The sequence below is a fragment of the Polyangium mundeleinium genome (genome assembly GCF_028369105.1).
GTDB classification, from domain to species: Bacteria; Myxococcota_A; Polyangia; order Polyangiales; family Polyangiaceae; genus Polyangium; species Polyangium mundeleinium.
This window is the reverse complement of the sequence record NZ_JAQNDO010000001.1, coordinates 10,053,097-10,071,975: the sequence shown is the minus strand read 5'-3', so window position 1 is coordinate 10,071,975 and position 18,879 is coordinate 10,053,097. Positions and strand designations below refer to the sequence as shown.

Below are 18,879 nucleotides of genomic sequence, written 5' to 3'. Positions count from 1 at the left end.
TCAGGGTTGTCGGGGCAAGGCGTCGCGGGCGGCCGCGAGGGCGCGCTCCTGCACGACGACCCAGCCCGCGACGTCGACATGCGCGGCCCGACGGGTCACGAGCGCGAGCTCGCGCGCGAGGATCGGCCGTTCGCCCTGGCGTGTGCCGCGCGCCGAGAGCTCCGTGACGATCGCGGACGGCGTCCACGGCTGGCCAAACCGCATGCGGGGGTTGTCGAGGGGTCTCCGCTCCTCGAACGCGCGCAGCCACGCTGCCAGGCGCTCCTCGAAGTCGCCGCCCGCGAGCGCGCCCGGCCGCGGCGCCGAGCCGCCGCCGATCCGCTCGAGGGCCCGCCCGATCCGATCGGCCTCGTCGAACGCTCCGTTCGCAGCCGCGCGGCGGATGCCCTCGAGGAGCACGGGCACGTGATCCGGGTGCCCGTGCCAGCCGAGCCAGGGCAAACCCTCGCGATCGAGGCTCGCCTCGGTGCCGAGGAGGTTGCGATCGAAGGGGCTGCCGAGCAGACAGAGCGCTTCGAGGGCGATGCGGCGCGCGCGCAAGGTCGCGAAGTCCTCCGTGCGGGGACGCTGGAGCAGCGCGCGGAGGTGCTTCGGGCCGCGGGCGTCACCGAGCGTGGTGAGGGCCGCGGCCGCGCTCGCCGTCGTGTCGAGGTCCGCGTTGTCGAGCAGGCGCGCGAGGAGCGGCGTGGCCGCCTGCGCGGGCAAACGCGCCGCGAGGTCGATCGCCTTGTCGAGGACGCCCGGCGAAGGCGAGGGCCGCATGAGGAGGAGCACCGCGCTCGCCATGTCCACGCGGCCGCGGCGCACCATCGCTTCGAGCGCGACCTCGACCATCGCGGGATCGTCCTCGCGGCAGAGCTCGACGAGGGTGCGATCGATCGCCTCGTTCGAGCCGAGCGCGAACGCGTCGACGAACGCCGGGTACGTCCGCGGGTGCGAGCGGCGCAGCGCCAGCACGACCCAGCGCATCGCCGTCTCCGCGTCGAGACAGCAGAGCGTGAACGCGAGCGCGAAGGTCCGGCCGAAATCGGGCACGACCCACTCGATCGCGTACGCGAAGAGCGACTCCACGAGCCCGAGCGATGGCGCGGCCGGATCGAGCGGCCGTTCGAGCGCGACGAGCGCGTCGAGGTTGTCGAGCAGGCGCTGCTCGAAGGGCCCGGCGTCGACCCAGGGCTCGTGTTCGTAGAGCCTGCGCAGGCTGCCGAGGCTCGCGATGTCCTCGAAGCAGTCCCGCGCGATGGCCCGGATCTGCGCGAGGTCCCCGGCAGCGCCGCGCGACGCTCCGAGCAGGGCCCGCCCGCGCGCCCCTGCCACGGACGCCGCCTCCTCGCGCGTGAGCACCCGCGGCGGCGGCACGAAGACCGGGTGCGCCCGCGGGACCCCGACGCTCGCGACGACCTCCTCGCGCTGCGTGGCGGCCTCCGCGCCCGCCCCCAGCACGCGCGCCGGCAGCCGTCCGCGCAGGCGCTCGCTCGCGTCTGCGAGCCAGCGCGCCGCGCCCTCGATGCGGTTTCCCACCACCGCGTCGACCGGGAGCCGCTCGCGTGCCGCCTTCAACGCGGCCGCGGTGCGCGCGAGGGCTTCGAGCGCGTCCTCGTCGCGCGGCGCGGCCTCGACGAGGCGGCTCAGGAGCGCGATCCCTTCGCGGAGCGTGTCGGCGAGGTCTTTCGTGTCCGAACGGTCGGCGATCGCGAGCAGGCTGTCCTCGAGCGCGGACCTCACGCCTTCGAGCAGCGGCCGCGTCGACGTCGTGCCGGGCAAACCCTGGAGCATCATGGCGCCCCCACGGCAAACGCGCCGCGCGCGGGGCCCTCGGACGCGAGCGTGACGAGCGCCTCCGGCGCCGGGGCGAACCCCAGGCGAAACGCCATACACGCGTACGCCGCGTGCACGGCGCCGCTCGCCGCGCCCACGTCGCCGAGCTCGTCGTAGAGGCGCGTCTCGATCGTCTTGGCCTCGTCGAAGGCCGATCGGTTCCGGATGCGCACGAAGCTCCACTCTTTCACGCGGTGCCGCTCCCCGTTCACGTCCGGCAGGACCCACGGCACGGGCGCGCGCATCGCGCCCGCGACGCGGAGCGCGACCTCCGTCGCGGCCTCGCCGATCTCCGTCCCGTCCTCCCGCTCCATCCCCGTCGCGACCGCGATCACCCGCGCGATCGGCGGCGCCGCGTCCTGCCGCGCGAGCACCACGAACGCCGCGGCCTCCGACGGGATGAACCCGTTCCACGCCCCCTCCGCGTGCAGCCGCCGCTCCTTGTCCAGCGCCGCGAGCACCGCGGGATCGTGGTGGCTGTCGACGCCGCCCACGACCACACACGGGCCCGCCCCGGGCGCCGCGAGCGCCGAAAGACCCCGCGCGAGCGCCGCCGCGAAGCCCGCGTGCCCCAGCACCACGGCCTCCGAGGTTGCGAGGGCGATGGCCACGCCCGCGCGTTTGCCCAGGAGGTCGAGGAAATCCGGCCCGAGCGGCTCTTCCTCCTCCGCGCGTCGCGGCGGCAGCGAGAGGAACAGCGGGATCGGACCCTTCGCCGCGCCGATCCCGCGCGTCGCCTCCACGAGCGCGGGACACGCGAGTTCGAGGAGCCGCTCGCGCCCTTTGCAAGCATCGTCGATGCGGAGCGCGCGCACGTCCCCGATGGTGTTGCCGCGCCGATCCCGGTGCCCGGTTTTTCCGGGCGAGAGCTTGCGCGCGCGCAGCACGAGCGCCGACTGCCGCGCGTCGAGCCCGACCGGCGTCGACATCCCCACGCCTGCGATGAGGCCCATCGTGGTCATCGGCGGCCCTCCTCGTTCTTCGTCTCGGCCTCGCTGAGCTTCGGCCCATCCCGGCGCGCCTCTTCCTCGGCCACGAGGCGCGCGAGTTCTGCGGCGAACGCCTTGTCCTCGGCTGCCTTCTCGCGGAAGCGCCGTTCGAGCCGACCGAACGCCGCGATCCCGAGCCCTGCCTTCGCGAGCACCTGCGTCGGATCCTCGCGCCGCATCTTCGCCGCGATCGCCACGAACTCCTTGGCCGTGATCTCGGCCTCCCGTGGCGTCGCGAGCGCCTGCGAGGCGCGCTGGTAGGCCCGGACGTACTCCGCGCTCGGCCCGCCGTCGGCCTCCTCGCGCACGCTCGCGAGCCGCTGCGCCCATGCGCGCTCCTCGATCCCCCACGTGTACTCGTCGATGCCGTGTTTCGCGATCACCTCGCCGCGAGGCCACCGCTGCTCGGCGAGCTCCGCTGCGACTTGCGCAGCCTCGTGCGGCCGCATCTCGGGCTCGGCCGCGTTCGGGTGTCCCCACGTCTCGTAACGCGCCATCAAGAGCTCCTCTTGGCTCAGGGCAGGCGGATCCTCGCCCTTCCGCGCGTCCTCGTGCTCCGCCGCGAAGCGGAACCGCCCGCGCGGCAGCTCCCGCAGGACATCGTCCCACGCGCCCGCTGCGTCCTCGTTCCAGCGCTTCGGAGGGGCCCAGCCGATCACGATCCGGTCCACGTCGATGTGCGGTTGGTCCGTGGTCTCGACGAGGCCGCGCCAGGTCACGTCGACCGTCGATTGATCCAGGTCGATCGCGACGCCATCGACGAAGAGCTGCACGTCCCCGCGGCGCACGCGCGCGGAGCTGTAGTCCACGAGCGCGCGCGGCGCGTACGCCGGCAGCGCGATCTCCCACGCCGCCGCGGGATCCGGCCCGAGCCCTGCGAGGTGGATCGACGTCACTTCTTCGACCTCGTACGAAATCTCCGGCGTCCCTGCCTGGTAGACGCTCAGGTCGAACTTCTCCGGGTGCTGGAAATGGTGCTTCGAGCCGTCGTGGCAGGCCTCCGGCCCGAGATCGATTGCGCGGCCGTGCGGCGTCTGCGTATGCGGCGGCCGGAGCGGGATCCGCCCGGGTTTGTCCGCTTGCACCATGAATTGGAGACGCCGATTCCCGAGGCCGACCTCGGCGAGGCGCGGCCGGAGGCTCGGCCCGAGCGTGCCGGAGGGCATGGGGACGATCTCCACGTGCCCCGCGAGCGTCAGATCAACCGCGAGGCGCAAGGGGACGAAATCGTCGATCCGCACGGGCTCGCCGGGCGCGCTCGGGCCTGCCTGCAGGCGCCGCGGCGGCGCGGGTTCGAGCGGGATCGGCCGTTGCGCCGCGCTCGTGTCGAAGCGGAACGTGGCGACGACGAAGACCGTCAGCCAATTGCGATCGACGGTCCAGGGCAACACGCCGACGTGGCAGGGCAGGGGTTTGGCGTGGCGCTCTCCGGGGGGACGAACCGGCGACTCCGCGACGAGGATGCGGCGAAAGGGCGCGGCCTTGGGCATCAGTTGCTGATGAGGGTTGCGAGGTCGGTCTTCTTGAACTCAGTCTTGAGGCAATCGGGCCACCACTCGCCGGTCTGCTCGTAGCTGTAGAACCAGACGTCGATCTTGATGAGGCCCGTCAGCCCTGCCTTGAGCTCACCGTCGTCCGATTTGAGCGCGAGGCCGGCGTCGCTCGCTTCGAGGAGCAGCGCCCATTCCGCCTGGACCTGGATCCGGCCCTCGATCTGCAGCCAGTCACGCACCTGGACGCGGATGAAGGCGTAGATCTTGACCTCGACCGGCAGCTTCACCCCCGCCGTGTCCCACTTCCAGCCCCGCGCCTTCGTCCAGTTGAACGAGATGTACGCCGCCGCGGAGACGCTCACCTCGACGCCGAACCCGATGCTCGCCTCGGCGCCCATGCGCTGGATGATCCAGCCGACCGCGCTCGCGGCGACGCCACCGACGAACGGGACGATGGCGAGGAAGTTCGTGAGCGGGCAGCTCGCCTCGAATTTCAGCTCGAACAGGAGGCCGCTGACGCTGACCTCCGCGGTGCGGACCATCTGGTAGAGGTCCGCGTCCTCGCCCGGCTCCCACTTGAACTGGAGCTCGACCTTGAAGTCGTCGCCGGGGGCAATGATGCTGCCCTCGGTCTCGACCCGGCCGAGCCGCGCGAACTGCTGGACGGTCTCGAGGCTGCGGTTGATCCATCGGCCCACGCGGATGATGGGCTCGAGCGGCATCTCGAAGGTGAACTCCCCCTCGGGATAGCAGTGCACCTCGTAGCTGACCCCGCCGCTGCACGCGCTGCCGGTGATCAGGACCCGGACCGGGTTCTGGTACGCGCGCCAGGCCCAGAGGAACTCGGCCAGCGTGCGCAGGTTGTTCAGCGCCGATTCTTCCAGCCGTTTGTCGTACTGGATCTGCTGGTACGCCCGCCGCCCGTCCTGGTTCTCGACGCGCGACGAGCCACGCGCCGCCGCGTTCTGCTGCGCGTAGTTGTTCTTGTCGTTGATGCGCCGGCGCCTCGTCGCGTCGGATTCGTTCTGCGTGGCCTCGCCGGAGAACTCGATCGGGCCGCCATAGGGCGGGTTCCAGTCCTCGCCGAGCGTGATCTCGTCGCCCGTCATCTCGCCCGTTTTTTCCGGGACCGCGGCGCCGAGCGCCGTCAGACCGCCCGATCGGCTGAGCAGCCACTTCATGTGCGGCGGCTGGACGCAGTCCGGCGGCGCGTCGGGCACCTTCGCGTTTTTCCGCTTCGCCACGACCTTGATCTCGGCGCCGCGCTTGATGTCGATCTGCGGCATGTTGCCGACGAACGGGGCCTCTTCGTCACCGCCTTTGATCTGCGACGTGTCGTAGGAGCAGCGCTTGAAGAACTCCTCGGGGTTGTCCGTGAGCAGCTCCGGCGGCACGTCCTGCAGGATCTTGCCCGTCGTGTTCGAATGGTTCTGCGTCGTGGGATCATCGGTCCGCGCGGGTGGCAGGCCCTCGGCGCGGACGTCCGGCGAGCCGCTCGTCGCCCGCGCCTCCTCGCGGTACGTGCCGCTCACGACGCCGCCGCCCGAGTCCCCATGCGCAGGATCGCTCGGCGTGATCGCCTCGCCCACGCGCACGACGTTGCCGTTCTGGAAGAGGGTCTTTCCAGACGTGTGTGCTCGACGGCCTTGTCCGTCGTCACGTGGTTGATGTGCGGGACGGGCTTCTGCTTCGGCGGATCGAAGCAGACGTCCGTCGGGCCGATCGTCATCGCGGTGTGCTCGCTGGTCTTCGTCGTGACCCCGCGGTCTTCGTTCGTCACGGTCGCGCCCATCGCTCGTCCCTCCGTCGCCTCGAGATCGGTTCGTCAGCAGAAAACGCGCCAGCGCCCATCGAGCCGCGTCATGTAGAAGTTCGCGCCCCAGCCGAGCGTGGGTTCGTCGCGGTGCTGCGCGCGCACCGCGGGCTTGCCGGAGGCGCGGCGCACGTAGGCGACGCGGCCGTCGACGTAGCGGTCGAAGCGCAGGTCGTGCGCGTCGAAGGGCTCCATGAGCCACGGCTCGTTCATCCGCTTCATGGCCTCGGCGCGCGAGAGAGGCTGCGGGCCATAATAACGCTCGAACTCGCTCACCTTGAGATCCATCGCCGACTCGAAGCGCCCGGCGTCACGTGTCGCGAACGCGTCGTAGAGTTCTTGTACGGCCGCGCGTTGCTCGACGGTGCCCTCGGCCGGGAACTCCTCGCGCGAGCCGCGTCGATACACGGGATCGGGCAGATCGTCGTCGATGCGCAGCACGCCGCCGCCCACGAGGGGCAGATCGATCGGCAAACCCAGCGCGGAGATGCTCTTCGGGTAGTCCCAGGTGAAGACGGCGCGATCCAGATCCTCCGCGAGCCGCACGGAGATCTCGAAATGCGGCCCGAGATCCGGCGTGAGGGGCGAGCGCGGCGAGGGCGAGAGCTCCACCGTGATCGTGTTCTCGCCGCGGACGAGCCAGTGCGTGACGGGGCCGATCGGCGCGACGTTGTCCGTGACGATCCGGTCGTAGATCGGGATGCCGTTGAGGAGCGCGCGCGCGTGCGACGCCGGCCGGTGGAGGATGCGATAGACGTAGTTCGTGTGGGCCATCGCGTTCCTCAGTTCTGCGACGACGTCGTCGACGCGAGGTTGTTCGCCTGCTGCGTGTCGATCGTGATCTCGCTCGGCGCCTTCATGTCGATCCTGCCGTTCTTCAGGTGAATCTCGGTCTCGCCGACCTTGAGCGTGATCTCGGGCGCGTTGAGGGTCGTGCTCGTCGACTCGATGCGGAGCTGTTCGAGGCCCGCGAGGAGCAGCTCCTTCAACGACACGACGGCGTAGTTGCCCGTCACGGTCGTCGTGCGCGACTCCTCGGCGCGCGACGTGTGCTTCTCGTCGGCCTTGCTGAAGGCGAGGCCACCCACGGACTCGTTGCGGAGCTTCTCCGTGTTCTCGGCCTTGTTGAGCTTGCCGATCTCGACGATCGAGCCGCCCACGACGAGCGTCGACGTCGTGCCGCCCGTGACCGCGTTGGTGTGGCCGGACTGCTCGAAGACGTGCCCGGCGATGAGCTCCGTCATGTTCTGCTCGACCGCGACGTTGTCGTCCGTGTGCGTGTCGCGCAGGTGTGAGCCGCCGATCGTGATCGTGTGGTCCTTGTGGACCGTGTCCGTCTGCGAGGCCGAGATGGTCGCGGTGCGGTTGCCGCCGATGTTCACGGTCTGGTTGCCGTCGACCTTCGACGCGCTGTCGTCCGTGACGTTGATGGTCTCGTTCGCGCCGATCCGGATCGCCTCGTTGCCCTTGACGGTCCGCTGCTCGACGTTGCCGACCTTCTCGTCCTGGTTGTTCGCGACGACGATGTTCTGATCCTTCTGCGCGTGGACGTGGATCTCCTGCGCGCCCGCCAGATCGTCGAAGCGGATCATGTTGTAGCCCGAGGGTTTGTCCGTCGAGCGCGGCGAGGTCAGCGAGTGGAGCGACGTGCGCATCTTGCGGATCGGCAGCTCCTCGAGGAAGGGATCCGCCGCGTTGAAGACACGGCCGAGGATGACGGGCCGGTCCGGATCACCCTCCAGGAACTGGCAGAGCACCTCCCAGCCGGTGCGCGGCATCGCCGACGAGCGGCCCGTGTTGTCCTGCAAGACCGGGATCCAGTGCGAGCAGGTGTCGTCCTTCGGCTGGAGCCGATCCCACGGGAAATGCACCTTCACGCGGCCCCACGGATCCGTGTGGATGTCTGCGCCCGCGGGGCCCGTCACGAAGCCCGTGAGCGGGTTCGGCAAGGTCGGCACGTACGTCTCGCAGAGCGGGCGATACACCATGTCCGCAGGCAGCGCCTCGAACGCGACCGAGAACGAAGACGCGGTCCGATCCCACGCGTGCGCGATCTTCGTGAGCACGTACTCGCCGTCCGTGACCCCCGAGGGCGCATCGATGAGCGAGAAGATCGTGCCCGTCGCCATGCGCCCCGCCGTCGATCGGCCTGCGAGGCGGCGTTTGGCGCAGGCGAGCGCCGCGGCCCGGAGGTTCGCCTTGGCCTGGCCCTGCGCGGGCAGCTCGTACTCGCCCGGATAGTCGTACCATTCGGGCCCCCACGCGGTCGGGCCCTTGGCCGAGACGTCCATGTCGAGGCGCGGTCGCTCCGGGTTGAAGTCGCGCAGCGAGACCTTGCCCGGCGTCGCGCGGCCCGCCCAGCCGACCTCGAAGACCGCGTCGCGGTTCTCGTGCATCCCCGCGTCGTGGTGGAACGCGAGCGTCCCCGCTCCCTCGACGTACGCGCTCGTGAAGTCGCCGAGGACCATGCGGCCCTCGTCGTCGACCACGTAGAAGATCCCCTCGTCCTCGAGCAGCCGCGCCGCGAAATCGAAGTCCGACTCGCGCATCTGCACGCAGTACGGGCGCTTCACGTACGACCCCACGAGCCGCGGCTCCACGGTCACGCCGTGCGCGCCGATCACCTCGGCCACGATCTCGGGCGCGGATTTGTCGCGGAAGATCCGGATGTCGACGCGGTGCCTCGTGGTCGCGAGGCGCGGCTCGAGCACGAGCGTCACCTTGCCCGTGCCCGCGTTGCCCTTGCGCGTCGCGGCGCGCTTGATCTGGGTCACCACGCCCTGGATCCGCCGTTCGTCGGCGGCGCGCGTGAGCGTGAGCGGGCGTCCGTGAAGATCAACGCGTCCGGATCCAGCGGATCGGTGGGCTCGACCTGGAGCGTGATCTCGAAGCGGTACGTCCGCGAGAGCGCCTCCTCGCCCGCGATGGTCTTGACGGGGTAGGTCGTGCCCCCGAGCGAGAGGAAGTAACGAAGCGGATCCTCGGTTGCCACGGCGTCCTCCTCAGTTGTGCTCGATCATCCCGCTGTCGGCGTCGAACGTCGCGCCGGACAAATCGAGGCTCGGGGTCGTGATCGTGATCGCGTCCGTGGTCATCGTGAGCACGCTCGATCCGCACGTGAAGCGGATGGTCTCGACCGCCTCGATGTGCACGACGGGCGCGCTGCCGACGACCGCCGACGTGACGTTCCACCTCGCCGTCGTGTCGGCGTTGTCGAGGTACTTCTCGTTCGACACGCAGACGATCGAGCCCCCGACCTCCTCGGTCCACGCCGTGTTCACGTCGAGAGAGTGGTCCTTCTTCGCCACCTCGATCTTCGAGCCGCCGATGACCTGCACCGAGTCCTTGCGCGCGACCTCGGAGACGTCCTCGCTCGCGACCTTGACGACGCTGCCGCCGACGACCGTCACCATGTCGCGCGACGTCCGGTTGATGTTGTTCGGCGTGATCTCGATGAGCGATCCGCCGACGGAGAGCGTGCGATCTCCCTTCACGGACGTGCGGTGCGCGTCGCCCACGCGGATCGTCCGCGAGCCGCCCACCGTCTCCGTCTCGTTGGCCGAGACCGTCTTGATGCGCAGACCCGAGACCGTCAGCGTCTCGTTGCCGCCGATCGTGATCCGCTGATCGCCGATCACGCGCTCCTCTTGCGAAGCGTGGATCGTCAGGTCGTGGTTCACCGCGACCGTGCGCGTGGAGTCGTTCTGGACACTCTCCCAGCGCGAATCGAGGACGATGTAGTTCATGTCGCGCGAGGCGTTGATGAACATCTCCTCGGCGGCCATCCGGTCCTCGAAGTAGATCTCGTTTGCCGTCCCGTCCGCGGGCACCGTCGCCGTCTTCCACACGACGCGCGTCATGTTCCCGGGCAGCTTGTACTCGGGCAGGCGCTCGCCGTCGTGGATGCGCCAGATCACGCTCGGCGCGTCGACGCCGCCCTCCTCGTTGAAGGTCGCGACGTTCCAGCCCATGCGCGGGAAGAGCATCGATCCAGGGGCCGCGCGCTGCGCCACGCGCATCCACGTGCCGCCCTTCTCGTTGCGCGGGCCGAGCCGGTCCCAGTGCAGGATCGTCCGCACCCGCGCGAGCTCGTCCGGATGCACCTCCTGCCCGTCGGGCCCGATCACCTGCCCGAGCTGGAGCCCCGCCTGCTTCGCCTCTGGCGTCACCCGCTGCGGCCGGAACGCGACCTCGGCCCGGATCGCCCAGAAGCGCGTGTCGCACGGCTGATGCTCGTCCCCGTCGACCTCGACGCGCGTCACGAGGTAACGCCCGTTCATCTTGGCGACCGGGTGCCCGTCGATCTCGAGCGTGACGCCGGGGAAGGGGCGCACGCTCGTCGACAACCCCATCACGCCCGCCCGCGCCGCCACGGCCGCGTCGCGCTGATCGCGCACCCGCACCTCGAGGATCGCCTCCATCCCCGTGCCGCCGCCCGGCGCGTCGTACACCTCGTGTCGGCCCGCGCCGGCCTTCGCCTTGATCGGCACGAGTGGCCGTTTGAGGTCGTACGACTTCGCCTCGAATCGACCCGTCGACGCGGAGCTCATCGATCCGAGCTGCGTCACCGCGTCTTGCTTCGGCTGCAGCGCGCTCTCGCGCACCCACGGCAGGAGCGCGCCGCCCGGCATCTCCGGCGCGGCCGTGGAGTTGTCCGAGAAGACGGTGATCGAGCCCGCCTCGTGATCGAACCAGTAGTAAATCCCCTCCTCCTCGAGGAGGCGGCTCACGTAGGTCCAGTCGTCCTCGCGGTACTGCGCGCGGTAGGGGTAACGCGGGTAGCTGCGCGTGAGCGCCCAGCGGTATTTCCCCGTGTAGTCGGCGAGCACGTCGTCGACGACGTCCTGCACGCGGACATCCTGCGACGCGTAGCAGTCACGGCCGAGCGACTGTCGCCACATCATCGGCCGGAGGACGATCGTCGCTCGCCCGCGCTCGTTGTCGAGCGCCCGTGCGCTCGCCTCGGCCACCACGCCCGTGACCACGCGCTCCTTGTGCGCCTGATCCCGCAGGGTCAACGTCGCTTCCGCGCCGATCACCACGTCGACGTCGGGCAGCGGCAGCTCCACTTCGACCTCGACCTCGTACCGGAACAGGGTCGAGACCGCCTCCTGCCCGCGGAGCGAGAGCACGCGGCGCACCTCGGTCCCCGTGACGACGAGCTCGGCGAATGCAAGTTCCATCGCGCGTTCTCCTTCAGGGCGTCAGCTTCTCGGGGTTGCCGCGCAGGGTGATCTTGGTCTCGCTCTCCTGCTTGAGCGGACCGGTGATGGTCACGTTGCCGGGCGTCATCTCGATCGAGAGCGCGCCCGCGCGGAGCGCGATCGAGGCCGACGAGACGAGCTCGATCGCGCGGCTCCGGAGCTCCATGCGCTCCGCCGACCGGAAAAACGCCGAGCTCTGCACGTTCACCGTCGTCTGCTTGGCCGACACGCTCATGTCGCCCTTCGACTTGCGCAGGTCGAACCCGCTCACGAACGTGTCGAGGTTCTCGGCCACCGCTTGCTTGACGCTCTCCTCCAGGCCGATCGTGATCTTCGACCCGCCGGCGTACTCGAAGAGCATCTCGCCGCCCTCGTGGGCCACCGAGCCGCCCGCCATCGAGATCGACGAGCCGCCCACGATCCGCGTCAGCGTCTTCTGGACCGAGCGATCGATCGAGCCGGTCTCGTCGTTGCCCGAGCGCGTGAAGCGCGTCCCGCCCACCGTCTCGACGTCGTTCTCCATCACGGAGGTCTCGACGCCGAGCGTGACGTCGATGGTCTCTTCCCCACCGATCGTGTGGTTCCGGTCCACGTTGACCTTGTGCACGACGTGCCGGCCCACGGTCCGCGTCTGATCGCCGCCGATGTCGATCGTCTGGTTTTTCTCGACCGTGCGGGTCGAGTTGCTCTCGATGAGCACCGTCTGGTTGTTGCCGATCGTCTCGGTCCGGTCGTGCTGGACGAGGGTCTTGAAGTCCTTCTGCGCGTGCCAGTCCATGTGCATCGAGCCGGCCGAGTCCTCCAGGCGCAGCTCGTTGAACCCGGCCTTGCCCGGGTACGTCTCCGTGCGGATCGTCATCCGGTTCTTGAACGCGGGCTGGCTGTACATCGGGACCATCTGCCCGTTGATCTGCCGCGCGAAGCCCACGGGTCGCGTCGGGTCGCCGTCGATGTAGCCGACGCTGATCTCCCAGCCGACACGCGCGAGCGCGATCGAGGTCGAGATCTCCTGCGCCATCCGGATCCAGCGCGAGTCCTCGTCCGTGCCCTTGGCCTCGCGATCCCAGTGGAACTGCACCTTCGCGCGGCCGTACGCGTCCGTGTGGATCTCCTCGCCCGCGGGGCCGCGCACCATCACCGTGTGGTTGCCCTCGATCTCGGGGCGCTCCGTCTTCACCGCGGGGCGGAACGGGACGTCCGCGGGGATGGCCCGGAAGCGGTTCTCGTAGTGCGCGACGCCCGCCTCTTCGCGGTACTCGTGCTCCACGGACACGAGCAGGTAGCGGCCGCTGAAGCTCGCGCCCTCCTCGTGCGTGAACGAGAAGATGCGCGCCGGCGCGAAGTCGAAGACCGTGCTCGTGCCCTCCACGAAGCGCTTCTCCGCGCAGAGCGCCTCGACCCGGAGCTTCGCCAGCATCTCGCCCGTGCCCACGTCGCGATACCCGACGGGGTAATCGTAGACCTCGAGGTGCGTGTCCTTCGCGCCCGTGGCCGAGGCGAGGAGCGAGAGCTTCGGCGTCTTCCAGTTGTGGTCGTTGACCGTGGCCTTGCCGGATCCCACGACCGCGCCGCGCTCGAACGAGGTGACGCCGAAGTCGCCGTGCGAGAGCGCGCCCGCCGCTTCGATGAGCTCGAACTCCGCGCCGCCCAAGACCTCCTCCGAGGCCGAGGAGGTGTCGCCGATGATCATCGTGCCGTCGGGATCGAAGCTGTAATAAAAACCCTCGAACTCCAGCATACGCGACACGAAATCGAGGTTCGTCTCGCGATACTGCACGCAGTACGGCTGCGACGCCGAGGCGCGCGTGGTGCGCCACGCGTGGGGGACCGAGCCCTCGTCGAGGACCTTCGAGACGATCGGCTCGGCGGGCTGGTCGCGCCACTTGCGCGTGTTCTTGTCGAGGCCGAGGAACCAGAGCGAGGGCCGCAGCTCGAGCTCGTAGTGCAGGTGGCCGTCCTTCTCGTCGAGGAAGCGGCCGCGGGCGAGCTGCATCGAGAACCGGCGTTTTTCCTGCCCGTCCCACAAGATCACGACCGTGGCCGGCTCTTCGAGCAGCTCCTCGACGTCGAGATCCGAGCCCACGGCGACCTCGACCCAGGCCCCGCCGAGCTCGCTCAGCCCCTCCTCGACGCGCAGCCGCAAAGCCGGCCACGAGGCGTCGCCGAGGCTCAAGAAGACTTCGATCCGCAACGCTTTCTTGCTCATGGCCTACACACTCCTCGCGTGCGCCGGATCCGCGGCCCGTCCCGCCCCTACGCTCCGGCTCGGGTCGCGGATCACGTCCTCCGGGAGCGTGCCCACCCCGAGGACGTAGATCCGTTCGAGCCGCTCCCATTTCCGTGGCAGCACGATCGACGCCCGCCACGTGAGCTCCACGGCGCGGGTCTCGGTATCGATCAGAAACCCGTCGAGGTGGGTCTCGTACGCCACCTTTTGCCCGTCGATCTGGCTGCCGAACTGCACGGCGTACCGGGGCAAACGGAAGCGCCAGACGCCGTCCGGCAAGACGCCGCCGACCTCGACCGGCTCGTCGCCGAGGAGCGGCGTGCCGCTGTGCAGGCCCGGGACCGACCAGGCGTGGTGCATCGGATCAAAATCGCGCGGCCGCACGGGCGCGCGGCCCTTCGCCCACGCCGCGTCATGCGTGCCGATGCGCGAGCGCCGCGGCTCCCAGTGCGCCGGGATCGGCGCGAAGGCGCCATATGAGGCGTGCGACGGGGCGCCGCCTTCCTCGAGGGACGCCGGTTCGAGCGGCGGCGCGGGCTCGCCGAGGAGGCGGGTGGGCTGGCTGGAAAAACCCATCCCGATGGGGTTCGCGGGTTCGAACGCGCCAGAGATGTGGTCGTGGCCGCCGTGGCATTTGTCGTAGCGGAGGGGGACTGGCTCGACGAACGGCGCGGGATCCGAGGGCGCGACGGCGCCGCGCCAGTTCTTCACGTACACGCGCGGCCCGTGCACCACGACGACCTTGCGCAGCGTGCCGACCTGGAGCCACGCATAGACGCGCCCCTTGGTCCCGGCCGTGCGCGGGGGCGGATACGCGAGGCCCACGAGCCCGACGTCCGTGCCGGGTTTCTCATCGGCCACGAGATCCGCGGGAAAACGCACGCCCCCGCCGCCGTCCCCCTCGTCCACGCGTCGTACGGGCGCGAGCGCGAGCCTCGCCGCGCCCTCGCGGCTCACTTTGTAGGCCATTTTGGCGACGACGACGGCGACGTCACGGCCGTGACGGTCCATCATCGTCTCGCCATCGACGCTCGCCCAGCTGATGTTCTCGACGAGCGCCTCGAAATTCATGGCGGCTCGGATGGTAAACGCACCGACCGTGCGGCCACAAGCGTTCCGGGCGTGAACGAATCAGGAATCGAACGCGAGATCGGTCCGGGTCTCGCGCTCGCGCGGGGAGATTCGCGCCGTGGCTTTGCGCGCGCGCAGGTGATCGCCGAGGTCGATGAAGAGGTGCGCGAGGCTCGTGTAGATCTGCACGGCCTTGCGCGTGCCCGGCTCGAAGCCACGTTCGGCCTCCTCCAGCGCGCGGCACGCGTTCATGTAGGCGGCGTCGCGATCACTCTTGCTCACGGCGAGTCGCGCGAGGCTGTAATGGATGCGCGCCATTCGCCGGTGCGGGGTCGCGCCGGTCGAGGTCATGGCCATTTCGTTGTAAAAGTTCAATGCCCGTTCGAGGCGCTCCTGGGAGCGCTGCGTCGAGCCGGAGAGGACCTCGACCCAGCCGAGATCCATGTCGATCTCGGCGCAGAGATCGGCCGGCGCCGCGCCGCGGCTGCCGAGGTCGTGGGCCTTTTCGAGGAGATCGCGCGCCTCGGCATACGAGAGCTCGCGCGCGCGCTGGTTGCCGACGCGGGCGAGGACTTCCGCCGCGGGGACGAGCTCGATCTCGTGCTCGATGGCGGTCTTCGTGGTCTCCTGGATGTGCGGCCAGAGCTCGGTGCGCTCGCGCGCGTTCGCGTCGAGGTAGGCCATGAGCAGGAGGTCGAGCGCCTCGTGCAGGGCCGCCGTGCGTTGATCGGGCGTGAGGAGGTCGCGCACGCGCGTCCGGAACGAGGACTCGTACGAGACGACGTCGGCCTCGTCGCGCAAGAAGCCGAGCTTGAGCAGGACGGGCAGCGCATCGCTGAGGTCCCCGAGGCGCTCGCGCGGCACGTCGGCCTCGGCGAAGAAGGCGAGCACGCGGGCGAGGCGGACGGCGCGTGGATCCTCGCGGCTGGCCTTGAGGAGAGCGCGGTCGGGCGAGACCTCGACGTCGGTGCCGACGCCGGCGAGCCCCCGGAGCTTCTTCTCGACGCTCGCGAGCTCGGCGGCGTGGGCGTCGTCCGAGGCCGGCATGGGCAGCTTTTCGAGCACCTTGCGGGCGCGCTCGGCCTTGCCTTGTTCGAGCACGACGCGGCCGAACGCAGCGGCGAGCTGCGCAGACGTGGGGAGCAAGCCGGGGAACTCGCGCGACCAGCGGCCCGGCAAGGCCATGGGCGAGAGGAGGCGCATGGCGCGGTCGAGGTCCTCCATGCCGCTCTCGATCTCGCCGTGGTGCGCCTTGGCGAGGGCGTGGGCGTGCCAGGAGAAGACGTCGCCGCCGGGCATGAGCTTGCCGAGGAGGGCGCCGTGCTTCTCGGCGACCTCGCGCGAGAGCATGCCGTCGTACGTGCCCTCGCGGCAGCGGGCGATCCAGCGGAGCGCGAGGACGAGCTGCTGGGTGGTCTCCATGCGGCTCGACTCGACCTCCTCGTCCTCCTGCGGATCGTCGAGCCAGAAGAGCGCCTGCTCGGCGTGGTCGACGAGGAGGAAGGCGGCCGCGCGCAGGATGTCGGGCTGCTCGCGCGAGGGAATGGAGATGACGCTGCGAGGCTGCCCGGCCCAGAGGAGGAGGCGACCGGCGGCCTTCTCGGGTGGGCGCGGGCGGCCGCTCTCCTCGGCGTCGGGTGAATGGACGAGGTCGGCGACGGCGCGGCCGAGGGCGGCCCACTCGGCGAGCGAGCGACCCTTCTTGAGGTCGGCGCGCAGGGCCATGACGACGCCGTGGAGGTGCTTGGAGGAGCGGAGGAGGTTCGCGAGGCGCGCATCGGCGCACTCGGACGACCACTCGGAGGCCGGGAGGAGCTCGCACGCGCGGCCGATGCTGCGGAAGACGTCCTCGTCGAGCTCGCCGGCGACGCTCTTGGCGCAAGCGAGGCCGAGGTGCGCAGCGCCGGAGGAGGCGTCGAGGCGGAGGGCGGCGCGGTAGTGCTCGACGAGCGCCGCGGGGCTCGATCCCTCGTGCTCCTCGTGCTGGGCCGCGACGAGGTGCATGAGGGCGAGGGACTGCGCCATGGTCGGCGCCTTGGCGACACGCGGAGCCGGCGGACCCAGCGGGATCTTCCACTTGCGGTTGTGCTCGTAGAAGCGGTTGATCGTGGTGACGAGGCCCTCGACGCCGCCCTCGCCTTCGAGGCGCCCCGCGATGCCGACGAGCCGCTGGCGGCCGTCGAGGATGGGCCCGCCCGCCTCGTTCTCGTGGACGACCTGGAGGAGGCGAGGGAGGGGCGGGAGGGTGTCGGGCTGGGACTTGCGCGGCGGAGGCTCGTCAGGCTCGCTGGCGATGAGGGAGACGCTGCTCCAGTGGAGGACGACGGCGCGCTTGGCGAGGGCGTTCTCGACGCTGTCGCGGAAGCCGACGAGGGTGACAGGGGTGTCGAGGTCGAAGTCTGGGAACTCGTCCGCAGGCATGAGCCGGAGGACATGCGGGAGTTCCTCGGCGCAACGAAGGACGGCGAGGTCGCCTTCCTCGGTCGGGAGGACCTGCACGACCTCGGCGGTGCGGACCTGTTCTCCGGCGCGGAGAAGTTTTACGTGCGGGGCGCTTTCGGAGACGCGGGCGACGGTGAGGAGGTGGTGGGGGCCGACGGCGACAGCGGTGAAGTGGCCGCCGCCGGGAGCGAAGGCGAGCCAAATCGCGGCCTCGACGGCGGGCTGCGGGGAGGGGGCCACCATGGGGGGGTGAGTGTACCGGAAGCGGGTGCGGGAGCGGTAGGAAGTGGTGCGTCGAGGCAGGAAGCGGGCGAGGGGGCGGGGGCGGGGGCGGGGGCGGGGGCGGTCGTGCTCGATGGCACGGGACTCACGAGACTGGCAAGGTGATCCCCTTGATCCCGCGGTCATCGCTTCATTCGGTTCGCGGCTTCTTCCTCGCCTTGCGGCGAGCCTCGTAACGTTCCATGCGCTCGTAAATGGGCTGCATGCGCGCCAAGATCGCCGCGTCGATCGCGTTGATCACATCTTCCATCCGGCGATCAAATTCGACCCCGTAGCCCGAGGGCACATGTACGGGGAAACCAAGCGCCTCCTCCTGGGTCTTGTCCCAGCGAAGGGGGGTGCCGTGCCTTTTGAGGAGCAGGGGGAGGATACGGAACGCGTTTTTCAGTGCATCCATCGAGTCGACGCCGTATGCGAAAAGCGGAGCGTCCTTATCACGACGAAAGTCTTCGATCTGGGTCAGATCAAGCCCCTCGATTTGAAGTGGGCATCTCCAGTCTCCATGGGAGCTCTTGGGGTCGGGTTCCGGGCACCCAATGCGAACGACAACCCGGCCCGGTACGTCGAGTCGCGTGTATTCACGCTCGGCGATCCACGAAGGCGGCAGGTTTTTCACAGGGGTCTTCGACTTGGCTTTCATGCGTTCACCATCTCCCGAACTTTTCATTACACCAGCCTCTCTTGTGTTGTTCGCTCTCCTCGGCCTCTCCCCAGCACGGGCTGCCGTGATGTCCCTCGCCGATCGAGCGACAAAACTCCTCCCATATATATGGACCACCCGCAGCGGCGTCGAGGCAGCGATTCAGATTCGGCGGCGGCCTTCTCCGAGTCGCCTCGATGACCTCGTCGCCGATCGCCACCGCGATCATGAACACGATCGTCACCCCGGCCGCCTCGATGATGATGGGGGCCAGCTTGACCACCACCCCCACGATGACGAGGACATTGCCGGCGAGCCCCCGCGCCGCGTTCGTCTGTCCGTCTTCCCGAGCGAGCGGCCGCGACATCCACGTCAGCAAAAGCTCCGGCGGCACCTCCATCGCCCGGAGCGCCGCCCGCGTGCACCCATCGAAATTGGCATTGTACACGTCCGACTTCACAGAGACCGCCCGCCCCTCTTCGTCGACCTTCACGTCATAGTCAAACTCGAAGCTTCGTCCACCCAGGTCTCCGCCGTACTCCTCGACGCACCATCGCAGGCGCGCGATGGTTTTGTTCGGCGCGTGTGGCCCTTCGACGATCGGCGCCTGTTTCAGCGGGGGATATTCGATATTGCTCGCACAGCCAAACGCGACAACCGCCATCGTCAGGCACGCGAAAAACATCCCCTCGATCCAGACGTTGACCTTCGACACGATCTCTCCCTCCCCCCTCGCTCGGCCACCGCTGGCCGAGGAGAATGCTGGTTTAGATCGCCGAAGAGCAAGTTTTGTGAGCCTGCTCCGCCACGCTTACCGGGCGTCGTGCTCGACGGCGCAGCCCTCGGAGTGCTCTCGACGCTCGGCGCAGCCTCGCGACGCGCAATGGCCCACGGCGTACC

14 protein-coding genes are annotated in these 18,879 nt (G+C 69.6%); all 14 read right to left on the bottom strand.

The genetic code is table 11. From position 1 onward, the window contains the following. Positions 1–1,779 carry a hypothetical protein gene (locus tag POL67_RS39720; RefSeq protein WP_271926021.1) on the bottom strand — a complete coding sequence of 593 codons (1,779 nt, stop codon included), beginning with the start codon at positions 1,777–1,779 and terminating at the stop codon, positions 1–3. After that, positions 1,776–2,780: a hypothetical protein gene (locus POL67_RS39715; RefSeq protein WP_271926020.1), complete on the bottom strand. Its 1,005-nt coding sequence runs from the start codon at positions 2,778–2,780 to the stop codon at positions 1,776–1,778. The genes POL67_RS39720 and POL67_RS39715 overlap by 4 nt, the downstream gene beginning before the upstream one ends. Further along, on the bottom strand, positions 2,777–4,297 hold the full coding sequence (locus POL67_RS39710) for a hypothetical protein (protein WP_271926019.1): 1,521 nt from the start codon (positions 4,295–4,297) through the stop codon (positions 2,777–2,779). The genes POL67_RS39715 and POL67_RS39710 overlap by 4 nt, the downstream gene beginning before the upstream one ends. Next, complete coding sequence (locus tag POL67_RS39705) at positions 4,297–5,889, bottom strand: PAAR-like domain-containing protein (RefSeq protein WP_271926018.1); 1,593 nt, start codon at positions 5,887–5,889, stop codon at positions 4,297–4,299. Before POL67_RS39705 ends, POL67_RS39710 begins: the two co-directional genes overlap by 1 nt. Continuing rightward, positions 5,829–6,080 (bottom strand): hypothetical protein, encoded by a 252-nt coding sequence (locus tag POL67_RS53915; RefSeq protein WP_271926017.1) that lies wholly within the window; start codon positions 6,078–6,080, stop codon positions 5,829–5,831. Before POL67_RS53915 ends, POL67_RS39705 begins: the two co-directional genes overlap by 61 nt. 45 nt (positions 6,081–6,125) lie before the next feature. Beyond that, a complete protein-coding gene (locus tag POL67_RS39695) occupies positions 6,126–6,887 on the bottom strand; it encodes a hypothetical protein (protein ID WP_271926016.1) in 762 nt (253 codons plus the stop codon). Between the two features lie 8 nt (positions 6,888–6,895). Then, positions 6,896–8,890, bottom strand: coding sequence for a type VI secretion system Vgr family protein (locus POL67_RS39690; RefSeq protein WP_271926015.1), 1,995 nt, complete (start codon positions 8,888–8,890; stop codon positions 6,896–6,898). After that, entirely contained in the window at positions 8,884–9,105 is a 222-nt protein-coding gene (locus tag POL67_RS39685) for a hypothetical protein (RefSeq protein ID WP_271926013.1), read from the bottom strand. Before POL67_RS39685 ends, POL67_RS39690 begins: the two co-directional genes overlap by 7 nt. A gap of 10 nt (positions 9,106–9,115) precedes the next feature. Beyond that, positions 9,116–11,296 (bottom strand): type VI secretion system Vgr family protein, encoded by a 2,181-nt coding sequence (locus tag POL67_RS39680; protein WP_271926012.1) that lies wholly within the window; start codon positions 11,294–11,296, stop codon positions 9,116–9,118. Positions 11,297–11,309: 13 nt separating this feature from the next. Beyond that, entirely contained in the window at positions 11,310–13,523 is a 2,214-nt protein-coding gene (locus tag POL67_RS39675; RefSeq protein ID WP_271926011.1) for a type VI secretion system Vgr family protein, read from the bottom strand. Positions 13,524–13,526: 3 nt separating this feature from the next. Beyond that, the gene (locus POL67_RS39670) at positions 13,527–14,615 is read right to left on the bottom strand and encodes a DUF2169 family type VI secretion system accessory protein (protein WP_271926010.1); all 1,089 of its coding nucleotides are present in this window, start codon (positions 14,613–14,615) and stop codon (positions 13,527–13,529) included. A 60-nt stretch (positions 14,616–14,675) separates the two neighbouring features. Beyond that, positions 14,676–17,300, bottom strand: coding sequence for a hypothetical protein (locus tag POL67_RS39665; RefSeq protein ID WP_271926009.1), 2,625 nt, complete (start codon positions 17,298–17,300; stop codon positions 14,676–14,678). Between the two features lie 169 nt (positions 17,301–17,469). Further along, entirely contained in the window at positions 17,470–17,979 is a 510-nt protein-coding gene (locus POL67_RS39660; RefSeq protein ID WP_271926007.1) for a DUF6968 family protein, read from the bottom strand. Between the two features lie 4 nt (positions 17,980–17,983). Further along, the gene (locus POL67_RS39655; protein WP_271926005.1) at positions 17,984–18,694 is read right to left on the bottom strand and encodes a hypothetical protein; all 711 of its coding nucleotides are present in this window, start codon (positions 18,692–18,694) and stop codon (positions 17,984–17,986) included. Positions 18,695–18,879: the final 185 nt, after the last annotated feature.